Annotated in this window: 24 protein-coding genes and 3 tRNA genes; 14 read left to right on the forward strand and 13 right to left on the reverse strand. The window is 36.0% G+C overall.

Going from position 1 to position 25,599, the window contains the following annotated elements:
• The 4 genes from AC57AW_RS11285 to AC57AW_RS11300 all read left to right on the forward strand — a co-directional run bounded on the left by AC57AW_RS11285 (nucleotide 1) and on the right by AC57AW_RS11300 (nucleotide 4,580).
• Nucleotides 1-1,065: an HlyD family secretion protein gene (locus AC57AW_RS11285; protein ID WP_496351949.1), complete on the forward strand. Its 1,065-nt coding sequence runs from the start codon at nucleotides 1-3 to the stop codon at nucleotides 1,063-1,065.
• On the forward strand, nucleotides 1,058-2,650 hold the full coding sequence (locus AC57AW_RS11290) for an efflux MFS transporter permease (RefSeq protein ID WP_496351950.1): 1,593 nt from the start codon (nucleotides 1,058-1,060) through the stop codon (nucleotides 2,648-2,650). The genes AC57AW_RS11285 and AC57AW_RS11290 overlap by 8 nt, the downstream gene beginning before the upstream one ends.
• 184 nt (nucleotides 2,651-2,834) lie before the next feature.
• Nucleotides 2,835-3,836: a GlxA family transcriptional regulator gene (locus tag AC57AW_RS11295; RefSeq protein WP_496351951.1), complete on the forward strand. Its 1,002-nt coding sequence runs from the start codon at nucleotides 2,835-2,837 to the stop codon at nucleotides 3,834-3,836.
• Nucleotides 3,837-3,941: 105 nt separating this feature from the next.
• Nucleotides 3,942-4,580, forward strand: coding sequence for a DJ-1/PfpI family protein (locus AC57AW_RS11300; protein ID WP_496351952.1), 639 nt, complete (start codon nucleotides 3,942-3,944; stop codon nucleotides 4,578-4,580).
• A 71-nt stretch (nucleotides 4,581-4,651) separates the two neighbouring features.
• Here the strand turns inward: AC57AW_RS11300 and AC57AW_RS11305 are convergent, their stop codons facing one another.
• Nucleotides 4,652-5,152: a transposase gene (locus AC57AW_RS11305; protein ID WP_496351953.1), complete on the reverse strand. Its 501-nt coding sequence runs from the start codon at nucleotides 5,150-5,152 to the stop codon at nucleotides 4,652-4,654.
• 15 nt (nucleotides 5,153-5,167) lie between these two features.
• Nucleotides 5,168-5,623, reverse strand: a complete 456-nt coding sequence (locus AC57AW_RS11310; RefSeq protein WP_496351954.1) for a MarR family winged helix-turn-helix transcriptional regulator — start codon at nucleotides 5,621-5,623, stop codon at nucleotides 5,168-5,170.
• Nucleotides 5,624-5,905: 282 nt separating this feature from the next.
• Here AC57AW_RS11310 and AC57AW_RS11315 point away from each other — a divergent pair.
• The 3 genes from AC57AW_RS11315 to AC57AW_RS11325 all read left to right on the forward strand — a co-directional run bounded on the left by AC57AW_RS11315 (nucleotide 5,906) and on the right by AC57AW_RS11325 (nucleotide 7,725).
• A tRNA-Lys gene (locus AC57AW_RS11315) sits at nucleotides 5,906-5,978 on the forward strand.
• Nucleotides 5,979-6,349: 371 nt separating this feature from the next.
• A complete protein-coding gene (locus AC57AW_RS11320) occupies nucleotides 6,350-7,150 on the forward strand; it encodes a CPBP family intramembrane glutamic endopeptidase (RefSeq protein WP_496351955.1) in 801 nt (266 codons plus the stop codon).
• Nucleotides 7,151-7,652: 502 nt separating this feature from the next.
• Nucleotides 7,653-7,725 (forward strand) — tRNA-Lys (locus tag AC57AW_RS11325).
• Nucleotides 7,726-8,012: 287 nt separating this feature from the next.
• On the opposite strand, the gene AC57AW_RS11330 is transcribed toward AC57AW_RS11325, so the two are convergent.
• Nucleotides 8,013-8,174, reverse strand: coding sequence for a hypothetical protein (locus tag AC57AW_RS11330; protein WP_318847870.1), 162 nt, complete (start codon nucleotides 8,172-8,174; stop codon nucleotides 8,013-8,015).
• A 228-nt stretch (nucleotides 8,175-8,402) separates the two neighbouring features.
• Here AC57AW_RS11330 and AC57AW_RS11335 point away from each other — a divergent pair, with 228 nt between their 5' ends.
• Complete coding sequence (locus tag AC57AW_RS11335; RefSeq protein ID WP_496351956.1) at nucleotides 8,403-8,648, forward strand: hypothetical protein; 246 nt, start codon at nucleotides 8,403-8,405, stop codon at nucleotides 8,646-8,648.
• A gap of 291 nt (nucleotides 8,649-8,939) precedes the next feature.
• Nucleotides 8,940-9,012, forward strand: a tRNA-Lys gene (locus AC57AW_RS11340).
• A gap of 361 nt (nucleotides 9,013-9,373) precedes the next feature.
• Here the strand turns inward: AC57AW_RS11340 and AC57AW_RS11345 are convergent.
• From AC57AW_RS11345 to AC57AW_RS11360, 4 genes are all read right to left on the reverse strand, one after another.
• The gene (locus AC57AW_RS11345; protein ID WP_496351957.1) at nucleotides 9,374-10,015 is read right to left on the reverse strand and encodes a cysteine hydrolase family protein; all 642 of its coding nucleotides are present in this window, start codon (nucleotides 10,013-10,015) and stop codon (nucleotides 9,374-9,376) included.
• 24 nt (nucleotides 10,016-10,039) lie between these two features.
• Nucleotides 10,040-10,570: a hypothetical protein gene (locus tag AC57AW_RS11350; protein WP_496351958.1), complete on the reverse strand. Its 531-nt coding sequence runs from the start codon at nucleotides 10,568-10,570 to the stop codon at nucleotides 10,040-10,042.
• Nucleotides 10,571-10,612: 42 nt separating this feature from the next.
• Nucleotides 10,613-11,101, reverse strand: coding sequence for a cupin domain-containing protein (locus AC57AW_RS11355; protein ID WP_496351959.1), 489 nt, complete (start codon nucleotides 11,099-11,101; stop codon nucleotides 10,613-10,615).
• A 278-nt stretch (nucleotides 11,102-11,379) separates the two neighbouring features.
• Nucleotides 11,380-11,856 (reverse strand): GNAT family N-acetyltransferase, encoded by a 477-nt coding sequence (locus AC57AW_RS11360; protein WP_496351960.1) that lies wholly within the window; start codon nucleotides 11,854-11,856, stop codon nucleotides 11,380-11,382.
• 419 nt (nucleotides 11,857-12,275) lie between these two features.
• Between AC57AW_RS11360 and AC57AW_RS11365 the strand changes: the two genes are divergently transcribed.
• From AC57AW_RS11365 to AC57AW_RS11375, 3 genes are all read left to right on the forward strand, one after another.
• Nucleotides 12,276-13,769, forward strand: a complete 1,494-nt coding sequence (locus tag AC57AW_RS11365) for a tetratricopeptide repeat protein (protein ID WP_496351961.1) — start codon at nucleotides 12,276-12,278, stop codon at nucleotides 13,767-13,769.
• 169 nt (nucleotides 13,770-13,938) lie between these two features.
• The gene (locus tag AC57AW_RS11370; protein ID WP_496351962.1) at nucleotides 13,939-15,363 is read left to right on the forward strand and encodes a tetratricopeptide repeat protein; all 1,425 of its coding nucleotides are present in this window, start codon (nucleotides 13,939-13,941) and stop codon (nucleotides 15,361-15,363) included.
• A 1,017-nt stretch (nucleotides 15,364-16,380) separates the two neighbouring features.
• The gene (locus AC57AW_RS11375; RefSeq protein WP_496351963.1) at nucleotides 16,381-19,383 is read left to right on the forward strand and encodes a reprolysin-like metallopeptidase; all 3,003 of its coding nucleotides are present in this window, start codon (nucleotides 16,381-16,383) and stop codon (nucleotides 19,381-19,383) included.
• A gap of 95 nt (nucleotides 19,384-19,478) precedes the next feature.
• On the opposite strand, the gene AC57AW_RS11380 is transcribed toward AC57AW_RS11375, so the two are convergent.
• Both AC57AW_RS11380 and AC57AW_RS11385 read right to left on the reverse strand, forming a co-directional pair.
• The gene (locus AC57AW_RS11380; protein ID WP_496351964.1) at nucleotides 19,479-20,645 is read right to left on the reverse strand and encodes an FAD-dependent oxidoreductase; all 1,167 of its coding nucleotides are present in this window, start codon (nucleotides 20,643-20,645) and stop codon (nucleotides 19,479-19,481) included.
• A 27-nt stretch (nucleotides 20,646-20,672) separates the two neighbouring features.
• Nucleotides 20,673-21,428, reverse strand: a complete 756-nt coding sequence (locus tag AC57AW_RS11385) for a helix-turn-helix domain-containing protein (RefSeq protein ID WP_496351965.1) — start codon at nucleotides 21,426-21,428, stop codon at nucleotides 20,673-20,675.
• Nucleotides 21,429-21,594: 166 nt separating this feature from the next.
• Between AC57AW_RS11385 and AC57AW_RS11390 the strand changes: the two genes are divergently transcribed.
• Nucleotides 21,595-22,176, forward strand: a complete 582-nt coding sequence (locus tag AC57AW_RS11390; protein ID WP_496351966.1) for a Crp/Fnr family transcriptional regulator — start codon at nucleotides 21,595-21,597, stop codon at nucleotides 22,174-22,176.
• A gap of 63 nt (nucleotides 22,177-22,239) precedes the next feature.
• Nucleotides 22,240-23,175 carry a ketopantoate reductase family protein gene (locus AC57AW_RS11395; protein WP_496351967.1) on the forward strand — a complete coding sequence of 312 codons (936 nt, stop codon included), beginning with the start codon at nucleotides 22,240-22,242 and terminating at the stop codon, nucleotides 23,173-23,175.
• 124 nt (nucleotides 23,176-23,299) lie between these two features.
• Here the strand turns inward: AC57AW_RS11395 and AC57AW_RS11400 are convergent, their stop codons facing one another.
• From AC57AW_RS11400 to AC57AW_RS11415, 4 genes are all read right to left on the reverse strand, one after another.
• On the reverse strand, nucleotides 23,300-23,650 hold the full coding sequence (locus AC57AW_RS11400; RefSeq protein WP_496351968.1) for a 4Fe-4S dicluster domain-containing protein: 351 nt from the start codon (nucleotides 23,648-23,650) through the stop codon (nucleotides 23,300-23,302).
• 206 nt (nucleotides 23,651-23,856) lie between these two features.
• Nucleotides 23,857-24,441: an NADPH-dependent FMN reductase gene (locus AC57AW_RS11405; RefSeq protein ID WP_496351969.1), complete on the reverse strand. Its 585-nt coding sequence runs from the start codon at nucleotides 24,439-24,441 to the stop codon at nucleotides 23,857-23,859.
• Nucleotides 24,442-24,445: 4 nt separating this feature from the next.
• Nucleotides 24,446-24,946, reverse strand: a complete 501-nt coding sequence (locus tag AC57AW_RS11410) for a DUF2480 family protein (RefSeq protein WP_496351970.1) — start codon at nucleotides 24,944-24,946, stop codon at nucleotides 24,446-24,448.
• A 23-nt stretch (nucleotides 24,947-24,969) separates the two neighbouring features.
• Nucleotides 24,970-25,596, reverse strand: coding sequence for a superoxide dismutase (locus AC57AW_RS11415; protein WP_496351971.1), 627 nt, complete (start codon nucleotides 25,594-25,596; stop codon nucleotides 24,970-24,972).
• Nucleotides 25,597-25,599: the final 3 nt, after the last annotated feature.

Consider the following 25,599-nt stretch of genomic DNA (forward strand, 5'->3'; position numbering starts at 1 on the left):
ATGAAAAAAAAATATACTCCCACCGACAGACTAATCACAAAGATCACAGGATGGATTTCAGTTTTAATCGTTGCTGCACTTGCTGTATGGGGCGGTTTTACCCTAAAAAATTATTATGCCTATGAACAGACCAATGATGCACAGGTTCAGGAATATGTGAACCCTATTATTTCAAGAGCCGGAGGATTCATTGTGGCCGTGAAATTTGAAGAAAACCAGGAAGTTAAAAAAGGAGATACCCTTCTGATTATTGATAACCGTGAATATATTCTTCAGCAGAAACAGACGCAGGCGGCTCTTCAGAAAGCTCGTGCCCAGCTAAAAGTATTGGAAAGTAATACAGGCACCACAGAAAAGGAAGCCGCTGCAGCAATGGCTCAGATAGATGCCAATAAAGCAAAAGTGTGGAAACAGCAGCTTGATTATGACAGATATAAAAAACTCTATGATGAAGAATCTGCTACAAAACAGCGGCTTGAAGACATAAAAGCAACGTTGGATGTGAATGAAAGCGATTACAAATCTTCACAGGATAATTATGCTGCTTCACGATCAAGAATAAGCGATATTCAGGCAGAAAAAATGGTTGTTCAGGCAGAAATTGCAAGACTGGAAGCACTATTGGACCGCCACAAACTGGATGTAAGCTATACCGCAGTTACCGCAGCTTATGATGGAAGAATGGGACGTAGAACCGTTGAAGTAGGGCAGATGATTGATGCCGGAGAAACGCTGGCATTTATTGTCAATAATGAAACAGATAAATGGGTGGTTGCCAATTATAAAGAAACACAGATTAAGGATATGCATATTGGGGACCATGTGAAAATTGTAGCCGACTCTTATCCTGACAGTGAATTTAAAGGAACCATTATTTCGCTTTCCCCGGCCACCGGATCAAGTTTTTCATTGCTGCCACCGGATAATTCTACAGGGAACTATGTGAAAATTGTACAGCGTATTCCTGTGAGAATAAAAGTAGATGGAGCAAGAAAAGATATTGGTGTCCTGAAAGTGGGAATGAACGTGAATGTATATGCCGACAAAAAACATTCTAATGGCTAAAAGACAATTGCCCTTTTTCAAAAGATGGGCACCGGAATGGCTGATCAAGATCATTCTTTTTTCGATGACTCTTCCGGGGATTATTATATTTTTCCTTCCTTTGGCGAATGTGAATGCCGCAGCGGGATATTATGGATGTGAACCTGCAGATATCCAGTTTTCTGTAGCGCTGTTCTATGCCGGATATGTAGGATTTTATAGTCTGGAAAGAAGGTTTTTCAGCTTTCTGGCAGCAAAGGAATATTTTCTTCTGTTTACCACACTGCAAATTTTAGCTTGTCTGGTATGTTATTTTACCAAGGAAATTTATATCCTGTTTCCGGTGCGCTTCATGCAGGGAATGTTATTTGCAGGAAACGTGAACCTTTCGCTTACCCTTATTTTTACGAGATTAAGCAGTGAGAGAGGAAGAGAGATCAGTTTTTCAGTGTTTTTCGGGATTCTGATCTGTGCTTTGCCGTTTAATAATCTGATTACTGCAGATCTTATTGATTCCTATAATTTTAATATTGTCTATAAAACGGCTATATTTTCTTATCTACCGGGACTTATTTTTCTCACTCTTGCCATGAGCAATTATAGAACTCATGCGAGATTTCATTTGTATAAGCTCGACTGGCAGAGCTTTGGGTTATTCAGTGCCATATTGGTATTGGTGGGTTATGTTACCATTTTTGGACAGGAGTATTATTGGCTGGAAGATAACCGGATTATGGGAAGTGTCATTGGAGTTGTTGTGTTAAGTGGAATATCCATATTCCGTCAACAGGCGATTAAAAGACCCTATATTGATCTGCGGATTTTTAAATACAGAAATTTTAAAGTGGGGTTACTGATCCTTTTTATAATGTATATCTGCCGGTTTGCATCTGGGATTGTCAACAATTATTTTGCTGCGGAACTGCATTTAGATCCGTTTCATATTTCTTATATAAACATTTTCAACCTTGCGGGCTTGGTTACCGGAGTGATTATTGCCTGTTGTATGGTGTTGCAAAAGAAAAATATACGGTACATCTGGGGCTCCGGATTTTTAATGCTGTTGATTTTTCATGGATTAATGTATTATTCTTTTGATACTCAAGCTGATGAGTTTAATTATTATATTCCTTTGTTCCTTCAGGGATTAGGGGTAGGGTTGATTATGGTTCCGACGATTATTTTTATTATTTCGTCAGTTCCTGCTATTATTGGTCCTTCAGCCGCTGCAACGGCTTTGGCAGTCAGATACCTGGGATTTTGTATCAGTATAGCACTGATCAATTTTTTTGAATTGTTTGAAAAAAGCCGCCATTACAATGCTTTTCAGGATCACTTAAGTGCTGTAGATCCTGCTGTCAAAAATTTTCTTCATCAGCAGACAGCTAAACTTATTTCCAGAGGAATGCCTGAAGAAAAGGCGGTAAAAGCAGCCAATAAATTGTTGGTGGGAAGAATGAATGTTCAGAATCATGTCCGTTTTGCTATGGATTATTATGAAATGATGGTGTGGCTTCTTGCGGCTTCACTATTATTAATTTTTCTTTTTCCTTATCTGAACCGTACGGCTCTTTATTTGAAATCCCGAAGACTATCGCCAGCTTAGGTGAAATTTTAATATTTGAAAGTATAGCTTATTAAGCTAATTTTATAGTAGAGTGCTGAGACTGTCTGATAAGGCAGTCTCTTTTGTTGTGACAGGAAAAAAATATTTTGGCCGGAACTGTATGTTTTTTGTCATTGCAGACAAGCCGCTTTCTCTCTACATTTGTACTCATACAGAATGAGATATGAAGAAAGAAGTACAACATACCGGGAAGAAAAACATAGTGCTTTTGGCACTGCCACAGGTACAGCTGCTTGATATTGCAGGACCGTGGGATGTTTTTACATCAGCAAACCGTTTTTTGAATAACGAAAGACAGGATTCCGGTTATCATGTTCATCTGGTATCCGGAACAGCAGAGAAAATAATCTATTCCGGTTCGGGAATGCCGTTATCGTGTAGTCATACCATTTACGATATTGATTTTTCTGTAGATACTTTACTCGTAGCTGGTACCACTTTGAGTGTGCTGGATGAGATCAGTCCCGATGTTTATCATTATCTTCAAAATATAACACCACAAGTAAGGCGGATGGGATCAGTATGTGTAGGAGCATTTGTTCTTGCCAAAGCAGGTCTGCTGGATGGCCGGCAAGTGACTACCCATTGGAAATTTGCTGATGAACTACAAAAATCTTACCCAAAGCTGGAGGTCAATGTTAATCCATTTTTTATTTGTGACAAGCCCATCTATACTTCAGGAGGTGTTTCTTCAGGTATGGATCTGGCATTGGCAATGTTGGAAGAGGATTTTGGTAAAGCTTTGGCAGCAGAAGTAGCCTGTCACCTCGTTCTGCATTTAAAAAGACCCGGCATGCAGTCTCAGTTTGGAAACGCATTGCCGGAATATGAAGCCATGTCTCCTTTTACAAAACAGGTTCGGGATCTGTTGAAAGACAAGCTGGGAGAGACCATAACAGTAGAATATATTGCTGAATCTCTGAACATGAGTGCCCGCAACTTTTCGAGGGTATTTGTAAAAGAATCGGGAATAACTCCTGGCAGATTCATTGAAAAGATGAGGTTAGATCAGGCCAGAAATATGCTTGAATATACCAATATGAGTATAGAAATAATAGCTGATAAATGCGGCTTTGGCAGTGTGGTTTCGCTGCGTCGTTTATTCCTTAAAAATATTTCCCTTACCCCGGCGCAATACCGGAAAACATTTAAGCGCACAGAATAATCATTTTTTCTTTCTTTTTACTATAAAAACTGATAATCATCAATTGTCAGTAAGGAAGAATTATGTCTTTTATTTCCAAAATAATCAATTTAAAATAATAGAATTATGAATCACGAACAAAACAGTAAAACAATGAATGTAGCATTTTTAGTCTATGATCAGGTGGAAGTACTTGATTTAAACGGTCCTTTGGATGTTTTTGTTAAAGCAAATGTCATACAGCCCGACAGCTATTATTGCTTTACGGTCGGAAAAACAAAAAAAGCCGTATACACGGAAGCAAATACGATGACTGTTATTCCCACTTATGACTTACAGTCTTGTCCAAAGCCGGATATGATTGTTGTTCCCGGAGCAAATCCAGACCATATCATGAAATATATTCAGGATAAGGATTTTCAGGGAACTGTTCTGAAATGGATTAAAAATCATTACGATACCGGAACTGTTGTATTTACAGTATGTACAGGAAGCATGCTGTTATCCGGAACGGGTATACTTGCTGGTCACGATATCACAACTCATAGTATGCTGCTGGATGTTTTAGAACAATATAATCCGGAAGCCAATGTTCTTCGGAATGTACGTTATGTTGATCAGCAACAGTTAGTTACTACTGCTGGAATTACAGCCGGAATTGATGCTGCCCTCTATCTTATAGGAAAGCATCTGGGGCAGGAAACTGTTGATACAATCGTTAAAATTTTTGAATATCAGAATAATAATGCTGATGTTTCACATTAGAAATAAAACAGTTTGATTAAAAATTTCCGACAACTGTAAAAACCGTCGGAAATTTTTTTTTGAATAAATAATTAATGACGGAAGCTGAATAGTTTAATACAAAGAGGAATAAAGCCGATTGAAAGAGCAATATAAATAGCTACCCGCACATAATTAAGGCTTTTCCAAAGTGATATTCTGTTTATTATTTCTTCTGAAACAGAAGGAGAAGCCAGATTCTGAAACTGAATGATGTTTGGAGCAAAAAAGGTTAGTGTCCAGATTCTTACCGCTGCATGAATGATAAATAAAATCAAAAGCCAGTTTCTTACCGGATCAATTTTCCAACAAAAAATAATGGCAAGAATAAAGGCAATTTCGTGAAGGGAATGTAGGATGATCCAAAAAAATTTCAGACTTGCTCCTTTTCCATCCTGAAGCAGCTTCAATGTGTCGGGTGGGGAAGAAGCCCATTTAGGCACAAATATAAAGGTCTCGAAGATCTGCGCACCATTCATAAGGAAATAAAGCAATGTGGTAATGCAAAGCCATATTTCTGCGCGGGTAATAGAAGTGATGGTTAAACTTTCCATGATTTTATTTGGTATTTATGGGTTGTTTAAATGATCTGCTGTTTCTTTCATAAGAATAGTTGCCTCTCTGAAATACCGTTCAATAGATTCTATTTCTTTTTGAGAAAAAGAAGCAATGATACCTAGGGTTTTTTGCTGTAGTTCATCGAAAATTGGTCCTAATAATTTCATGATGTTCTCAACATTTGGAATGATAATTACTTTTCTTCGGTCTTCCCGGATAAACTGTCTCTTAAGAAGATCCTTTTTCTCCAGCCTGTCTATCAATCCTGTCACAGCACCGGTAGTAAGGCCTGTTAACTTTGAAATTTCACCTGCTGTTATAGATTCATACTTCAGAATAAGTCCCAGATACTTATGGTCTGCATTGGAAAGACCTGCTTTTCTGGCAATAGCTTCGTGCATAAAAATAGAAGCATCAGAATATGATCTGCTGGCTTCGCTGAAATGGTGGACAGTATTTTTATTCATAGTTTAATTAGTATCTAATTATCTTAGTTGCTAATATATTATTTGTTTCTGACTCAGCAAAATATTTTTTATGTTCAAAAAATGGCTTAATCTGGTAATTCCCATTATTCCTATGATTTTTATTGAAAAAAATAATTAATGTAATTAATTTATAAACAGGTGTTTGACTTTTTGACTGTAAATTTTATGGTAAAAATGCACGGAAAAGTTTGGAATTTAAGACTGTTTTTCTATCTTTGCGGTCCCTTAAATAAAGGGATTTACTTGAAAAAGTAATTGGCCGACTCGGTAGCTCAGCTGGTAGAGCAATACACTTTTAATGTATGGGTCCTGGGTTCGAATCCCAGCCGGGTCACAAAGGAGACAAACTGTAATAGTTGTCTCCTTTTTTTATATCAATAACCTTTTGTACTTCAAGCTGCTATTGTTCAAGTAAAGATAGTTTGATGATTTCAGGAGATTAATTGTTCCGTATCATATAAAAGTAATTTTTCCAGTTTTTTTGGTAAAATCTCAATATTTAATGACTTGTCTTGCATTAAATAATTCCCATATTTTCTATGTACGATATAAAAATTCAATTCTTTAGTTTCAACCTGAAAAAATTAATTGGTTAATTTTACGAATAGATGTAGTGTTGCTTTATTTGGATTTTGGACTAGAACCCATCCATATTTAACAAAGTCAGCGATTCTAAATTAATACTTTATAAACCTTAAATTTACTATGGAAGATAATAAACTAAATTTCAGGAAAAAAAAGGTTCAGGCTTTTACAAAAGTATTGTTATTTTATGTCTGCACTATAATAATACTGATTTCAGCATCAGAATTAACAAAAGAATTATCAAAACCCAGTGGTGATTTATTATCTGTTTTTATAGCAATGTTAACAACATTTCTTCTTACCGTTTTATTTGTAAGATGGGATCATATTAAACTTTCCGAAATTGGAGTGGCACCAGGCAAATTAATGTTAAGAAGGCTTTTTACCGGATTTATAATAGGTTTACTGTTGGCAATCCTCCAAGCTTTAATTGTTATGGCTTTTGGACATCTAAAATTGAGAATGACTTCTAACTTCAATTGGGGAACAATTGTTTTTTTTCTATTCTTTTATGTGCTTATAGCAGTTCGGGAGGAATTGGTTTTCCGATCTTACTTATTGAGAACATTAGACTATAAATTCAAAGCAGTATTCGCATTATCCGTAATGATTATACTTTTTATTTTTGAACACATCTTATCCGGAATGAGTTGGAAAATGCCAATCATTGGTTCCGGTTTAGGAGGCTTATTATTTGGAATTGCGGCATTAAAAACAAGAGGAATAGCTTTACCCATTGCCCTTCATACACCATGGAATTTTGGACAATGGGTAACAGGTTTTAAAAATCAATCCGGTATCTGGAACGCAGTTGTTGATAGAGGATATGAAATTCAGACAGAAAATATAGGATTAGCAGCTTTTGTATTAGTAATGCTTTTGACTATTTGCATTTTGTCTTCCAGAAGAATATCTCTTTAAAGGATCATAAATATTACACAGATTATGGTCAAAATATTCTTACAAAGTTTAAAGAAGTCAATATTCAATTAATAAAGTGTTCCGAGTAAATTTTAAAATCAATTAATTACTAAGATGTCAAAATTCACAAAAAATAACTTTTCCCAACAAACAATATTACCACTCAGGTTGAAGAACCAAAGAAAGATAATAGCATTGCGTTAAATACTGAAATAAATCCTCCAACAAAAGTTCGGGTTTTGTACTAATGGGTCACTAAATAAAAATGGATTGTTCATTTGAGCAATCCATTTTTTATTGGAATGATATTTCTTAATCATTTTATAATATTTGAAATTCAAATAACCTTATCGGCAATAGAGCATGAAATTTTTGTCTCTGATTTTGTAAAAGTTAGCGAAATTTGGTTCGTAAAATGTCTGTGAAGTATTGTAAATAAAGAAAAAGTTTCTATATTTGCAGTCCCTTAAACAAAGGGATTTACTTGAAAAAGTAAGTGGCCGACTCGGTAGCTCAGCTGGTAGAGCAATACACTTTTAATGTATGGGTCCTGGGTTCGAATCCCAGCCGGGTCACTATTCTCAAGATGTGAAAATAAAAGTTTTCAAAATCATCAAAAATTAAAAAAACCTGCAAATTATTAATTTGCAGGTTTTTTTATAGCCTTAGCTATAATTTTCAAAAGTACTCTAAAAGTTTGTAACACATTAGTTGTAAATTCAGCGTAAACAGACCAATAGTGGGTACTATGGTCAGGTTTTCAAAAATCTACGCTTTGATTTCAAACTCTCTTTTCTTTTTATCTTTAGAAATCGTTTTTGACTTTACTCTTTCTATTGCGATTAAAATTCAGGAATATTCTTTATTCTTCAGTTTTCGGCTTAAAGTTTCTCCCAGCTCCTTGTCGGAGAAATGTTATTTTTCCTTGTACTTTTTTTGCTTGTTCAAGAACTTCCAATGCTTTTGTTCGCTCGTTAATTTTGCCAGCGTGTGTTATATTGTCCTGACGTTCATTTTTTTTCATTCCTCAATATAATGAATTTATTTGAAAAAAACAAGTTATTGATTTTAAACTTAATAAAAAATTAATAAAAGATGCATCTGAGAAGATTTGCAAAACCAAAGTTTCTTCCATTGTTGATGGATTCCGATCACTTTCTCAACTTTCTTTTGACACAAGAATCTGTGAGAGCATTTGCTTGTATTATCTCGTTTCAGTATAGCTGTATATTTGTATAAAATTGCATAGGATATGAAATTCATTCACCAAATTGACCCGTTGAAGTTTATTTTTTTTGAACTTTCTCATTTTCCTACTCCTTATCTGGAAAGTTCTCAGCGGGCCGACTTTTTTGAAATCATCTGGATGAAAGAATATAGAAATGCAGGCGATTCCCAGACTGAGAAAGGTGATTACATTTACCTTGTTCCTCCATACCGTCTTACAAAACTGGATATGGAAAATAAAAAAGGAGATAAGGCTCCGTTGCTTTGGTAAATCCAGCGAGCGCTCATCTATAAAAATTTTTGATTTTTTTTTTGAAATTTATTTTAGAAACTGTGTAAACCTCTTTCTATAGGATGTTTGAGTGTAATGTAATTCATAAACAATTACTTATGGACGCAATAATAGAGTCTTTGGTCTAAGTAAATTAGGAATGCTTTATTCTTTATAAAATTAAAGTGATTTTTTTGAATAAAAACGCTGCTGAAAATTTGGAGTTTTAGAAAAAGTTTCTATCTTTGCAGTCCCTTAAACAAAGGGATTTACTTGAAAAAGTAAGCGGCCGACTCGGTAGCTCAGCTGGTAGAGCAATACACTTTTAATGTATGGGTCCTGGGTTCGAATCCCAGCCGGGTCACAAGGCTTAAACCAATCTCAATAGAGGGTTTAAGCCTTTTTATTTGTTAATCAGTAACAAAAACAATTCTATTGCGAAACCTTCTTTCTGTTAATGAATACTTCTTTTCGTATAATGATTTGGATATAGAGCGGTGATATATAATCAACAACAAAGCTAAGGTCAAGAATACTTAGCTTTCTTAATCTTCTAATAAAAAATTCGGGTTTTGTACCAAGTGCAGTCACTAAAAACCTGTTCAGATTTTAATCAATTAAAAAAGGCACATGAAAATGTGCCTTTCTATCTAAGATGAGTTTTTATTTTTGAAAATAAGCAGTTCAAAGACATTAAAACAAATCTGTTTTTATCTGATCATCTACTATGACCCAATGTTATTTTCCGCAGGTAATGCTGTGATAAGCTCTTGGGTTGTGAGTAGTGCGTGAGCGTAAGTAGGACCGTTCAGAACATGTGCTGCATGCATCATTTCGGAAGTGTAGGCTGCTGTTGCATCTTTTACCAGAGTTACATGGTATCCTAACTCCATGGCAAAACGGGCCGTGCTTTCAACACAGGTGTTCGCGAGTAATCCTATAGCGATGACATGGGTGATGTCCCGTTGTTTGAGCAGCATATCCAGGTCTGTATTGGCAAAGCCACTTTGAGCCCAGTGTTCTTTAGCAATAATGTCTCCTTCCTGAGGAATAAAATCAGGATGCCATTCACCTCCCCAGCTGCCTTTTGCAAATGAATGACGGTCCATAATGCCTATCTGGGTAGGGTTGGGAAATTTCCAGTATTGGTAATCCGTAGGTTCCCATCGTTTGTGGGGTACAATAAAGATTTGTATACCAGCTTCCCTTACAGCTTTTACGATGCTTCGCAGATTATTTAATAAATTGTTGTTTTCGGCAACTTCTTTCACTCTTGGCCACACTTTACCGCCTTCAGACAGAAAATCATTGTAAGGATCAATAAACAACAGAGCTGTTTTGTTGCGTTCATAGATTGGTGTTTCCATTTTCTTTTTTTATTTAATATAAGATTAATTTTGTTTCAAAGCATGTCGCTCTATGCTTTTTGCAAACAGAGGGGTTTCGCTTTGATTGTGGTATATAGAGACCGGTTGCCGCTGGGTTTTAAAAAGTTCAAATGGGATGCCCTGTTTTTCCAGTCCTTTCATGAATTCTTCAGTGGGTCTTGATATCACTCTGTTGGTAAATTCACAGGTATTATCATCAATCCTTTTTACACTCATTTCCCAGTGTACTAAAATAGTAACACGGCCGGTAGGAGTAAAAACATCCGAAACAGATTCCAGGATAAGATGTGCGGGCTCTGAAACAGTTTCTAGATAATGCTGCACCATTGGATTTCCTCCAAGTATTTCTACATTGATAGACATTCTTTTACCATCAGGTGAGGTTGTAACACCTGCTGAAATGTGAGCAGGAGAGCATGCCTGATATTCGTGCTCCGGAAGAGTAAAGCACCATTCCGGAATGTTGATTTTTTCAATCGGTGCGTTGATCACAGCAGAAAAGCTTGAATCAACAATAATTGGTTTATTTTCCATGACAATTATATTTTAATTCATTTTAGTAAGTCTTACTTCTTCTTATTTTCCTTTATTTCTGGGGTCATCTGAAGGATTCATATAGCTTATTCCCAACGGCCCATAGGCACTAACCTGTGTTTCATAACTGCCTGATTTTGCCCAATGAAAATGCGGTGTATTTCCAGGAAGAACCACAACACTTCCCGGTGGATAAGCCTTTAATTGAGCTGCATCAAACTTTTCGCCTATACCAATATAAAATACACCGCTTATGACTGTATATATTCTATTTTCAGGATGCTTATGCGGAAGTAGTATCACATCGGCAGGTACTTTTACCCGAACGACATAAGGTTCTGCTTTTTTCGGATCTCCTATCAGTACAGCAAGGCGGGCTTCCGGTGGAAATGCAGGAAACGCCGACCATTTGATGTTTTCTGCATAGATATCACCCAATTCATTATTGGATAAACTTTGAGCATTAGCGCGGTTTGTACTTAGAAATGCAATGGTGCAAAACAGAGCTATGAAGTAATTTGTTTTTTTCATTTTTTTAGAAATTAATTATTGTAGTAAAAACCGATCGGAAGGTGGACTTTGGTTATCTCATTATTTTTACCCAATGGATGTATTCGGATAAATTGTGATACCCTAAAATTCTAGAACAAAATTCGGCAGAGCCTGGCAAAGGATTGCGTGACCTACATCACATAAATAGGACACTCAACTATTCTAAGGGATAAAAATGGGTTGGGATCAAACAAAAACGCCATGTAAAAATGATAACTTTTACATGGCGCTTTTTTATTGTTAAAACTGAAATATTCTTATCTGGGAATATATCTCATACTAATTTCTTCAGAAGAAGTATTGGGGATTTCCTGAAATCCTATTTTCCGGTACAGATTGTAGGCTTTGTCATTTCCGGGAGTAACTTCCAGAATGATCTCAATCCTATTAAATTTTTGACAGGCTTCAGAAATAACAGCCTCTATCAATCCCTGCCCGATATTTTTCCCTTGAAATTCTTTTTTTACATACATCTGGTAAATGCTTCCGGTGCCGTTTTCATTTTTAACAAAAGTACAGATACCCACAAGCTCCTGCTGTTCAAAAGCTCCAAATACAAATCTTTCCGGTGTTTGTTCTTCAATATCAGTTTCGATCCGGAATTTTTCAATACTCAAGGCTTCCTGATAGGTTGCTCCAAAAGATTCCGGGAATTTTTCCAGACTTTCCAGGCGGATGGCCCGATAAATTTTACTTTCTGTTGGGAGAAGTTTTCGATAGTTAATACTTGTCATAATTATTTGGTTATTCGTTTTCATTAATGCCCGGATGCAAATATGTAGATTATTTTAAACTTCTTCTTAATATGATAGTTTGAACTTCAATGATTCTATTAAAATTATCAAACCTGCCAATGTAGTTGTAACAAATTTCATTTCAGATAGTCTTATTATAAAGAAAAACAGCTTTTTTTGATCGGAATAGTGTATAAAGCCGTTCACAAAACTTAAAAAAATGTCTGTTTAAGGGGGGAATTTTAGTACTTTATTTAAATGTTACATTTTTGCAAAATTAATTGCTTATTTCATAATAAGCATGATAAATTATGTATATTTATAACACTTATTGGGGAATAATAATAGAATAACAGTAGAAATTTATCAACATGTTTCAGTGGAATATGTATAGGTAGATATAGGGAAAAGTGGTACTGATGGAAAGAATTAATTTGATCATTCTTAGGAATAAAAAAATATACTCAAAGGATATAAAGAAAATAATAGCCTCTACAATCTGCATGGGATTATTTTTATGTATACTTTCGTGCAGCCATGATTCTCAGGATAAAGAAAGAGAAAATTTTGACACTTCTTTATTAAACCAAACTACAGATCTTCAATTGTCAGGAGAATATGAAGCTCTTATCCGGCTGAATATAAAGTACCTGAAAAAGGCCGCTAAAATGAAATATAAAGCTGGAAAAGGTCTCTGCTATCTGAATATGGCTGGAGTGAATGTATCAGCAGGGAATTATGAAAAAGCCCGATTTTTTTTCAATAAGGCAGAAAAAGATCTGGAAAACTCTGAGAATAGTTATCATAAAGCAGCATTCTATAATGATTACAGCCTGTATTATTCTCACCTTAAAATAAATGACAAGGCTATTGAATGCAATAATAAAGCATTTTATTATTTAAAACAGGCCGCAAAAACCAGTCTTGCTCAAAAACTTCTTCCGAGGCTATACGTAAACAAAGGAATTTACTATGCCTGGAAAGGGTGGTTTGGAACTTCTTTAAAATGTTTCACTAAAGCGAATGTACTTGAAAATTCTGCCTATAGTAATTGTATGGTCGCCCAATACTATTTATTTGTCCATAAACCTGATTCTGCAGGAATATACATTGAGCGTGCAGATGAAAAGATGTTGAGCCAAAAAACAACTGATGTAGAATCTCTCTGGGTTTATTATACGATGGGCTATTACTATAATGAAATAGATAACAGTGAGCAGGCTGAAAAAGCACTTAAGAAAGCCCTGGACATCAATATAAAAACAAGACGTACGTATTCTTCACATATAAAAGAGGTTTACAGGGCACTGGCAGAGCTGTACAAGAAAAAGAATGACGGCGGGAAGGCTTATTTCTATCTGAAAAAGTATATGGAAGAGGAGGGTAGGTTTGATGCCGCACGATTTACTACAATGAATAAAGCAACCGAAGATTTTATTTCTGAAGTAAAACAGGAGTCGGACTGGCATAAGAATGACCTTCCTTTATTTATTGCCCTGTCTATTGCTGTTTTTACCTTTTCAGGAGTATATGTCCGAAAGATGATCAATAAGCTGAAGTTGAAGAAAAACTCTTTAAAAGAGGAAACAGATGAGCTGAAAAATCATGTGGAGACAAAGCAGTTGGAAGAAGTGATAGAACTTGCCAAACGGAATGATTCCTCGTTTTTACTGAAATTCAAAGAACTGTATCCGGGTTTTATAGCATTGCTTCTGAAAATAAATCCTGATCTGGAAAATTCCGAGCTGACTTTCTGTGCGATGCTGAAATTGCGCTTTTCATCCAAAGAAATTGCAGACTATACCTTTGTACAGCACAGGTCTGTACAACAGAAAAAATACAGGATCAGAAAAAGACTGAATATTCCCGGAGAAACAGATATTTATGACTTTTTTGAAAACTTAACAGAATAAAGAATTTCATCACAATAAAAGATGCCGGATTCTGTTTTATAAAAGATTTTTATTGTTGATCTCACCAGAAGTTACCATTAGAAAGTCAAAAAAATAAAATACAATTCATTCTAAGAGATTATTTTTTAATCATAATTTATACAGAAATTTAGCTTAAATAGAGAAACATATGACACGTATTTTTCTTGCTTTTTTACTTATTATTTTGGTTTCGTGCCATTCTCATTCAAAGAAAGAGGCTGAAAGGAAATTTGATGTTTCTCTGCTGAAGCAAAATGAGAAATTCAGAGTAGCCGGAGAGTATGACTCTCTGATCAATCTTAATAAAAGATATTACAAACAGGCCGATAAAATAAATTATGCAGATGGAAAAGCCCTGTGCTATATCAATTTGGCAGAGCTTAATATTTCATTAGAAAACTTTCAAAAGTCTCAGATTCTTTTTGATAATGCAAAAGAGATCCTGGATCATTCGGAAGATAACCTACATAAAGCCAGATTTTACAATGTTTATGGCCGTTTTAATATAGAACTCCGAAGGGTTGACAAAGCTTTTCAATATAATAATGAAGCAATGAACCTGATACAGAAAAGCGGTCAATCTGAACTTAAAAATGATCTTCTTTTCAGTATTTATTTCAGACAGGCCATTTATTTTATCCAAAAAAAGAATTACGAAAAGGCACTTGAATATTTTCACAAGGCGAAAAAACTGGATCACACAGGTCTTACAGATTGTGCCATAGGTGATTATGTTTATATGCACAAAAATAAAGATTCTGCATATAAATACGTCACGACTGCTTACGATAAAGCGAATATAAGAGGGAAGGAAGACGGAATTTCCCTGTATGCCAACACGATCATGGGAGAATATTTTCTTACCAACAAACAATATGATAAGGCAGAAGAAACCCTTAAGAAGGCTCTGAAAATCAATGAAAAGACTAAACGTATCTATGCCTACTATGGGAAGTATATCTATAACGATCTCAGAGTGTTATATGAACGTACGGGAGATAAGGAAAAAGCATACCTTTATCTGAAAGCCTATACAGATGCTTACTATAAAACCAATACATCTTTACTGGCCACAATCAATCAGGATATGGAATCTTTTATTACGGGAGCCCAGCAGGATGCTGACCATCATAAAAGTAAAATATATTGGATTATCTTTCTGTCTTTAGTAGGTCTTTCTTTATTAGGATTATATGCATGGAGAATTATCAGAGCACTTGGAAAAAGAAAAGAGGTACTTACAATAGAAGCTGAAAATCTGAAAATCAGAATGAATGACAACAAGCAGGAAGAGATTATAGAACTTGGTAAGAAGAATGATCCTGAATTTCTGAATCGTTTTAAAGAAGTTTATCCTGAATTTATAGATCAGCTTTTAACGATTAATCCCGGTCTTGAAAGCTCTGAATTGATTTTTTGTGCGATGCTGAAACTGCATTTTACATCCAAAGAAATTGCAAGTTATACTTTGGTTCAGCACAGAAGTGTTCAGCAGAAAAAATACCGAATAAGAAAGAAGCTGAATATTCCCGGAGAAACAGATATTTATCATTTCTTTGATACCTTGAAATAATGGATCGGTCTCAAATGCTGGGGAATATTTAGTTATGAAAGATAGCACAGCTATTAAGGTATGCTTCAACAGAATCAATTGACTATCGATTCACTTCTTTGCTCACTTAAATAAATAGAGCTGAAAATAAATCTTTGCATTATAAAATCGAGAATTATGCATTTTTCCAACTTTTAAGACTGTTAGGAATGTAATTCTGACGTTAATTTTTAAGAAGTTAAGGAGACAAAGGCGGAATCAATTTCATTGATTTTTCTAAGCGATCAAACAATCATATTGTTTGATCAAGGTTATCTCAGTTTTTTTACTTAGCCCTCAACTTTTGCGCTTGATCCGAAATAATTCCAAAAAAAAACTGTCTGATTTATCATCTCAGACAGTACTCGAAAATATTCTCTTTTCACCACTTGGATTTTTTTTGTGGTCTCGGGGTCAAATATGAAAATTTTTAACGAAAACAGGAAAAAAAGCTCTACTACACGGGTACTACATCGTGTATTTGTATTTTTAAAATACTGATATACAGTTAGTTGTTTTTATTGAATGTTTTCAAGGTTTATTTATGAAATAAGAACCTGCAATACTAAATTGCTTGATTTTTTTAGCCTATATTTTTTATAATTCCTCTTTTAAGATGTTACTTAAGTAGCATATAAGTATTACTTTCTCTCTGATTTTCAGTTTGTTTTTTCGGTTATATTTTGATCAGAATATTCAATGTATTTTATCATTTAAAGTTCTGCTAATTAATGAATACAAAAGAAGAAAAATATAAATTATTGATATTTAGCTATTTACGGCAAATGTGTATCTGTGTAGTATCAACTTTTTTTGTTTTTTATTTAAAATATATAAGTTTTGTACAGAGTTTTATTGTGAATGTTGTATGATATGTTTCGTTTTGTTGAATTTATGATAATGATGTATTTGTCATTAAGATGATTAAAGAAGAGAAGCTGAAACAGTCTTTGGATAATATTTTCAATAAGCTCCCCAAAATAACTTTTAAATAAATCTATGAAAAAAAGAATTTTATTCGTTTGCGCGTTAGCATCTTGTTTTACGGTTTTCAATGCTCAGAGATGGGAATCTGTCTCTCAAAAAACCTCGCAGATAAGAAGAGGAGTAGAAGTACAGTATTCTTACAGAGTAGATCTGAAATCTCTTAGAGAGATGCTGAAAAATGCTGAAGAAACAGGGAAAAATGCACGCCCTGTTATTATTTCTTTACCAACAGTAGAAGGAAAGATTGAAAAATTTGCTGTCTATAGCAATCCTGTAATGGATAAATCAATTGTAGACAGATATCAGTTGGGATCCTATGTGGGAATTGGTGTAGATGATTCTTCTAAATATTTAAGATTCAGTACATCACCGAATGATATGCAGTCTATGATCATTAAAGACGGTGTATTCCAGTTTATTGAGCCTATAAGCGCAGATAAACAGACTTATGGTGTCTTTTATAAAACAAAGAATGAAGGAGAACATGGCTTTAAATGTGACACAGGAGAACATGATTTTAAGGATATTAATAAGTTGGTAGCAAACGGTAAAAAAATGCTTTCCGGAGTGGGAATTGCCAGCAGACCCACAAATACAAAATACAGAGATTTTAGAATGGCATTGTCCGTTACAGGAGAATACAGCCAATATCAATTAACAGCTGCAGGAACTCCAGCCAATGCTACCAACGATGTGAAGAAAGGAGTGGTGCTGGCAGCTATGAATAATACAATGACCCGCATAAATGGTGTTTTTGAACGCGATTTTGGCGCTCATCTTACTGTTCAGAATCTTCCGGATATCATCTATCTTGATCCGGCTACAGATCCTTACACAGGTAATTTAAATCTTCAGCTGCAGCAGACACTTACTTCTGTGGTAGGAAATGCCAACTATGATATTGGGCATGTTCTTAATCAAAATGCCGAAAGGAGTGGAAATGCAGGTGGAATTGGGATTGTCTGTATAGATCCGGCAACTAACACTGAAATAAAAAAAGGTTCTGCTTATACACAAGGGCCTATTCCTGTAGGCGACGTTTTCGACTTTACAGCAGCTCATGAAATGGGGCATCAGCTGGGAGCTAATCACACGTTTTCAAATACTTCCGTCACAGATGCCAATCAAGGAGCCAACGTAGAACCAGGAGGAGGAACAACCATTATGGGATATGCAGGGATTACCTATGATAATGTGCAGGCTAATGCAGATGGGTATTTTCATTACAAGTCAATTGATCAGGTACTGACTAATTTAGAGAATAAACTTAACTGTGGAACATCTCAAAATATTACTAATAATACAGCTCCGGCAATTAATCCATTGTCAGCTTATAATATTCCTAAAGGAACGGCTTATTATCTTGAAGCTTCTGCTGCAGATGCTGAAAATGATGCTGTAAACTATACATGGGAGCAAAATGATTCCACTGATGAATTTTCTACAATTTCAGGAGATAGCGGATGGGGGTATAATCCTAAAGGAGCCTTAACAAGATCAATTCCTGGTACACCAAATGGAACAAGATATTTTCCTAAGCTGCAGACTGTGATGAACGGATCTCTTACAGATAAGCAGGGATGGGAAACAGTATCATATATTCCCCGAACGTTAAATTATGCAGTAACAGCAAGAGACCAAAATGCACAACGCCCAATGGTTTCAAGTTCAACAACTACAGTGACGGTAGGAAATGACGGGCCATTCAAATTCAATGGGCTTACTGCATCTTCAATATTGTACAACAATGCAATGAACACGATTTACTGGGATACAGCAAATACAAATAATGCTCCTTATAATACAGCCAGTGTAAAAATAGATTATACTACAGATAACGGAGTATCATGGACAAATCTTGTAGCGGCAACCCCTAATACAGGAAGTTATAGCGCTCAAATGCCGGGTAATCTAACTGGAGCTGTAAAGTTAAGAGTATCAGCTGTAGGTAATATATTTTATGCCGTATCTCCTGCAATTACTATTGGTAGTGCCCCTACATCTAATACATCAGCTCCTACAGGTGTTTCTGCTATAAATACTGAGATTTTCAAAACAACGGCAAGGGTATCTTGGAACAGTGTTCCAGGGGCTACCTATTCTGTTAATTACAGAAAAACAGGAACGGTAAACTGGTCTAATGCTGTAAGCCAGGCCAATTCTGTAGTGCTGAACAATTTAGAAGACGAAACAAATTATGAAGTACAGGTGGCGGCTGTAGTCAATTCAGTTCCTGGAACCTTCTCTAATAATTATACATTTAAAACAAAAGGATTAAAGACAGGAGTTGATTACTGCTTTTTAAATTCCGGTTCGCCTTATTTAGGGGCCATCTTAAAAATTACAGTTGCAAATATTGATTACAGTGATCTTACAGCAAGATCTTATAAAGATTTAAGCGAAGATCCTTCCAAGATTGTTAATTTGATGCAAGGCAGTACATATACGCTTACACCAAGAGTCGGAAACCTGCTGCAAAACGGAATGCCGGTTAATGTATCCGCCTGGATTGATTATAACAGAAACGGAGTGTTTGAAGCCACAGAAAGAGTAGGACAGACTTCAGCAACAATAAATACAGGGAATGTGGGATTGAACAGCTTTAACTTTATAGTTCCGGCAAACACTTATTCTGGAGATAAAACATTAATGATGAGAGTAGTGGCTAAATTCGCGACCAGTGCATTAAATAGCGCATGTGGTGAACTGGCAAGCCAGGCGGGAGGTATTATGGATCTTCCTGTGAAAATTACTGCTGGGGCGCTTGCTGTGAGAGAATCAGCAGATACAAAATCTTCGGAAGTAACTATTTACCCTAATCCTGCAGATACATTTGTAGAAGTGAAAAACCTTAAAGGTAAAGCGGATTACAAAATCTACAGTGCGGACGGAAGATTAGTTCAGGAAGGTAGAATCGAAGGAAAGATCAACGTTGCCTCTTTGGTAAAAGGAATGTATGTGATCACTATAAAAGATGATAAGAATACTTATAATACTAAGTTAATCAAGAAATAACACACATGAATCTCCGCATCAGGATCTAAAAAAGCGGAGAGAAAAAAGATTTATTTAATTAAAAAAGGCTGTCTCTGGTTGAGGCAGCCTTTTGTTTATGATGAAGTCAGATGACCATTAAAAAAATCCAGCATGGTTGCCAATGACTTTTCAGAATGCATCCGTTCTCCATTTTCCAGGGATTCCTGTGTGGCAATGGCTGCTCTTTCACGCATATGATGTTCATAGCTGGAAATCGCTTCCTGTAATGTGCTGTAACTGTTATTCGTCAAATATTCACTCAGTTCAAGGGCGTCCAGCATGGCCATATTAGCACCTTCTCCTGCAAATGGTGGCATTACATGAGCAGCGTCTCCGATGAGTGTTAGATTGGATTGAGTTTCCCAGGTCTGATCTGAAGGCATAGAGTAGATCAGTCGTGGAATAAACGGAGTTATGGCATTTGCAAACAATTCATCCCAGATAGGGCTCCATTCAGCATATTCTGTTTTGAACCATTGTAGCATCTGTGCATGATCAGAAAAATCAAGACCACTGTTCTCAGGCCAGTTTTCATCAGCTTTAAAGCTTGCATAAAATCCAAGGTCTCCGTTACCTTTCTGGCCAAGCAGAATATTTTTGGTATTTCCAAAGGCCATTATTTTTCCTCCTTTAATCATAGCATCAATCTGAGGTGCACCTTCTTTTGAAACGTTTCCTTCAAGCATGATAATTCCGGAATAAATAGGTTTAATACCAGTAAGATAAGGCCGTATTTTAGAATTGGCTCCATCACCTGCAATAACAAGATCTGCATATTCTGAAGTTCCGTTTTTAAAATGCAAAAGCCATCCTTCATTCTGAGGTACCATCGTAAGAAAATGGCTGTCCCAGACTACAGTTTCAGGATGTAATGATTCTAAAAGCATATTCCTTAGAGGTCCGCGGTCTATTTCAGGACGGAAATGTTCTTCCCCAAAATCTTCTTCAGGTTTCGTCTCATGATCATCGAAAAATATTTCTGCCTGCTCATTGACGATCAGTGTTCTGTCTGCTCCGGGGCGGAAAGCTTTTTTAAATTCCTCCAGCAGTTCTGCTTTACGTATGGCTGCCAACCCCGAATCTTCATGCATATCAAGAGGAGAGCCCTGTACCCGTGCATTCTTATTGAAATCTCTTTCATACACTTTTACATCTGCACCTTTCAATTGTAAAAGTCTTGCCAGCGTAAGTCCTGCGGGACCACCACCAACGATTGCTATTGATTTGTTTTCTATCAGCATTTTTAGTTTAAATTTTACAATGCAAATTTATTTTCCTTTCAACACTGATAATAGTACAAATCGGTCGTTTTTATTTTTGGATAATTCTTTGGGAGCAACTCCTGAAAATTTTTTCACTTCTTTGATGAAATGGTTTTGATCTGTGTAATTAAGTTCGGGAAAGAGCTTTCCCTGTGCAATATGTTCCAATGAAGCCCTGAAACGCAAAATCGTAGAGTAGGCTTTTAATGATAAGCCTAGCTGTTTGGTAAAATACCGGTTGATCTGCCTGCTGCTCCAGCCTGTTTTTTCAGAAAGTTCCTGCACACTCATTTCTCCTTTTGACGCATATACCAGCTCGAAAAGCCTGCGTTTTCTTTCATCCGCCTTTTGGGGAAGCAGATCTTTAATTTTTTTAGTTGCTTTTAGACAACAAAGATCAAAGTTTTGTAAATCATCGGCTTTAAAATCCCAGAAATCAGGAGAAAGTTCTTTTCCTATATTTAATAAATCGGCGATAGATGTGTTTAAAATATATTCAACAGCGATGGGTTTGAAACTGACAACAAAAGCAGTCATATGAGGTGCGATATATCTTTGCTCCGGATAAGTTTCCAGCCCTAGAAGGGTCACATGAAAAGGTTCTGATGCTGATTGTGAGAAGAACAAATCAACTCTTCCGTCAGGAATAATCACAACTTCTTTAGCTTCACCTGAAAGGTTTTGAAAAGTTCCCAGATTTTCAACAAAATCAGCGATCTCTTTATCAGGTTCTATGAAGTTATAATAGAAATTGTTGTCCATAATTATGCTTGTAGGAAGATGCTTTTAAAGAAGAAAATTACAAAATTTGGAATAGACTGACAAGATATTCCTTATTATACAAGATTAAGACTAACGCTAAGATTTTAAATACTATTTTTGTTTTGAGATATTTAAAAAAAATAAATGTATCATAGTTCTTATTCTTATGAATAAATCATCACTTAACACCTACTTTCATTCCCTGTTCAGCATCAAAGCGGAAGTGGTTGAAAAGATCACAGAAAAATTTATCCGTTTTGAATTAAAAGGAAATACCGTTTTGTTGGATAAGGATGCGATAAGTACCAAAACATACTTTCTGGAAAAAGGCTATGTCCGCTCGTATATACTGAATGAAGATAATGAGGAGATTACAACCAATATTTATAAAGCTCCGTGTTTTGTGAATGATTTTCTGTCTTTTTTCAGGCAGCAGCCAACCAAAGAAATATACCAGACGGTGACTGACTGTGTTTTTTGGGAAACAGGATTGGAAAATGTACAGGATAATTTCCATAATATTCCTGAATTCAGAGAATTCAGCCGTCTTCTTTTTGTTCTTAATTATTACAATATTCATGACAGGCTGATAGAAATGGCAAGCCAGAAAGCTTCCACAAGATATTTTAACCTGATGAAGAAAGATCCTGATATTTTTCAGCATGTTCCTTTGAAGATAATCGCTTCTTATCTGGGAATCAAAGACAGTTCTCTGAGCCGGATCAGAAGGGATATTCATAAACTTTAATTTCTTTGCATTTGTCAAGTGATATTTCAGAGATCATCTCTGATATTTGCTAAAAATAATTTCATGAACAAAAAACATATTGTCGTTGTAGGATTAGGTGGAGTAGGCGGTTACTTTGGTTTTAAAATAAACCAGACCAATGAAACTTCCGGAAAATATACTGTTTCTTTTGTTGCCCGGGGAGAAACTTATGAGAAAGTAAAAGAAAACGGACTGACTCTGCTATCTCCCGAACATTCCAATACTCAAACACATCCTAATGCTGTTGAAGAGAACATCGGTGATATTCAAAATCCTGATCTGGTACTGATTTGTGTAAAAGAATATGATCTTGAAAATGTTTGTAAGCAGCTGCTTCCGGTTATTAATAAAAATACTATACTGCTTCCAATGATGAACGGAGCAGATATCTATGACAGAATACGTAAAATAATTCCTGATCATACCGTTCTTCCAACCTGCATCTATGTAGCTTCCCATATTAAAGAAAGAGGGATTGTGGAGCATAAAGGAAAAGCTGGAAAAATGATTGTGGGAAGAGATCCTGAGCATTTTTCTACGCCTGTAGAATGGATTATGGATCTTTTGAGTGAAAGTAAAATTGATTTTGATTTTAAAGAAAATTCATTAACGGATATTTGGACGAAATTCATTTTTATCGCCAGTTTTGGATTGGTCACAGCTAAACATAATTCATCTATTGGGACGGTATGTACAGATGAACAGCAAAAGTATGAAGCGGCCGAAATTATGAAAGAAATAAAGCAGATTGCTGATAAAAAAGAAATCTACCTTCAGGAAGATATCATTGATAAAACCTTTGAAAAAGCGTCTACATTTCCTTTTGAAACCCCGACTTCTTTACAGCTTGATATTCATTCAGGAAAAAAAGATAATGAGCTGGAATTATTCGCTGGAGCTGTTTTAAAATATGGAGCCGAACTTGGTCTTGAGACTCCTTTTACTCAAAAAATTTATAGGGAGATTAAAGAAAAATAGGCTTGGACTAAAGCCGGATGAAAAAATAATAAAAAGGCGGGTTGAAACCCGCCTCTATTGAAATTAAATATAAAAGATAGAAATTTTTATTCATTCTATAGTTGATCATCTCTCGTACAATTTTTTAAGCATTGTGCATAAATTTCTGCCGATCCAATAATACCTCATCCGTTTCGCGATGATCAGGATCATCTACACAACAGTCTACCGGGCATACAGCCTTGCACTGAGGCTCCTCATGAAAACCTTTGCATTCTGTGCATTTTCCGGATACGATATAATAAACATCATCTGAAACCGCCCGATTGTATGTGTCAGCATCAGCTTCCGTACCGTCAGGGAACGTTATATGACCTTCAAGTTTTGTTTTATCTTTCCAGCGCCAGTCGATGGCTCCTTCGTAAATGGCTGAGTTGGGACATTCAGGTTCGCAGGCCCCACAGTTGATACAGGCATCCGTTATTTTTATAGCCATATTATATATGTTTAGAGGGTTTTAAAAAGGGATTTCTTCAACGTTGAACGGTTCGGAAATCCCTGCTAAACTTAATTACAGCAGTTCAACACTGTTCTTTTGAAAATAAGCAGCATAAAGTGTGCTAATTTTTATTTTTTAATCATTAATCTGCAGCAATTTCTATGAGAAGTCCTCGCATCTGCTTTATAAAAGGTATCGGGAGACTAATCTTTTGACTTTGTGAATGTTGAAGGATTAAGGCTTTCTATTTTTTTAGACGTTGCAATGCTGATAAGTTTATCGAACTTACCGGAATAAAGTTCCGAAATTTCAGTTGAATGCTCAGTATCAAATAATGATGATCTCACAATAGGAACACTGAATGGCAATGGCCACGCTCTTAATGACTTGGCGATAGAATCCATGGTGTTGATTCCCTGCATAGCCTGAAGACCATCTGCCCAGCATACCAGCCCGACAGTTTTATCCGTAAGATAAGGCTCGTACCTGTTGGCGGTCACTTCAAGCCAGTCCAGGCAGTTTTTCATCACTCCCGGAATACTTCCATGATAAAGCGGAGCAAGCCAGATATGCAGATCAGCATCAGTGAACATCTGGGTCATGCGTTCTACTGCCAAAGGAGTTTTGGTAAGCGTGACATCGAATAACGGAATGCCGGAATCTGCGAGGGTGAAAATATCAGTCTGAATTCCCAGCATTTTCAGACGTTCTGAAAAATAATTGGAAATCAGACCCGAAGTAGATGGTGTTCTTCTTTCCAGAGATCCGTTGAATATGATTGCTTTCATTTTTTTATTGTTTAAAAATTACTTTGGGTAATCCGATCTCGCCATACATCAGTGTTTTAACCAATGGTTTCAGAAGCCCTGCAGCTAATAAATAGAGGGAAGGATCATGATAGGTACTCGCCCGGACAACTACTTTTTGATTTCGATACTGTTTCAGGTCTGCATAGATGAGACGGCGTTTCCACAGATCGAGCAGAACCGTTTCGGCATTGTTTAAATCTACATAAGAAGCATAAGGAGATAGTTTTTTCATGATCAGCATATAGGCCCAGGGCGGGATAATGGCATCCGTGGAACAGATGATTCCTACTGCTTTTTCGTTATAGACAGAAAAATCCACCGCAGCAATTGATTCTTTAAACTCTTTCTCCTTGACAATCACTCCCATGAAGAGATGATCTTTGATATCCAGTTCTACAATTTCCGTTTTTGGTTTGTAATCTGAAAGATCAAGGGCGATAATACCTGAAGCTTTTGCTTTATTGATAAAATTTTCCTCAGTCATAGTTTGTTTGTAATAAGTGTTAATTATCTTACTTTTGACAAAGCCTCTTCATATTTTCTCTCTACAGAAGACCAATCCAGAACAGACCAGAAAGCATCCAGATAATCTGCCCTTTTATTCTGATAGTTCAGGTAATAAGCATGTTCCCACACATCTATTCCAAGAATTGGGAAGCCTCTGTTCATCGAAAGAACATCCATCATCGGATTATCCTGATTAGGGGTAGAGCTGATGGCCAGAGATCCGTTGAATTTTACAAAAAGCCATACCCATCCGGACCCGAATTGTGATAAACCTGTTTTTTTTATTTCTGCTTTAAGGTTCTCAAGGTTTCCAAAAGTTGCAGTAAGAGCATCATTAAGTGAACCTTCGGGAGTAAGTTTGGGCTGTGGAGAAAGAATTTCCCAGAATAAAGAATGATTGTAATGCCCGCCACCATTATTTCTTACAGCAGGGCTGTATTCACTTATCCTTTGTAATAAAGAATCAAGATCAGGGTTGGTTTCATTGGTTTGTGCCAGGGCTGCGTTCAGATTATCAACATAGGCCTGGTGATGGCGCTGATGGTGAATCGTCATTGTTTCTTTATCTATAAAAGGTTCCAAAGCATCATAAGCATAAGGTAACTGAGGTAATGTAAATGGATTCATCGT

The sequence above is a fragment of the Chryseobacterium sp. BGA-UO-ETr-SB22 genome (genome assembly GCF_059567885.1).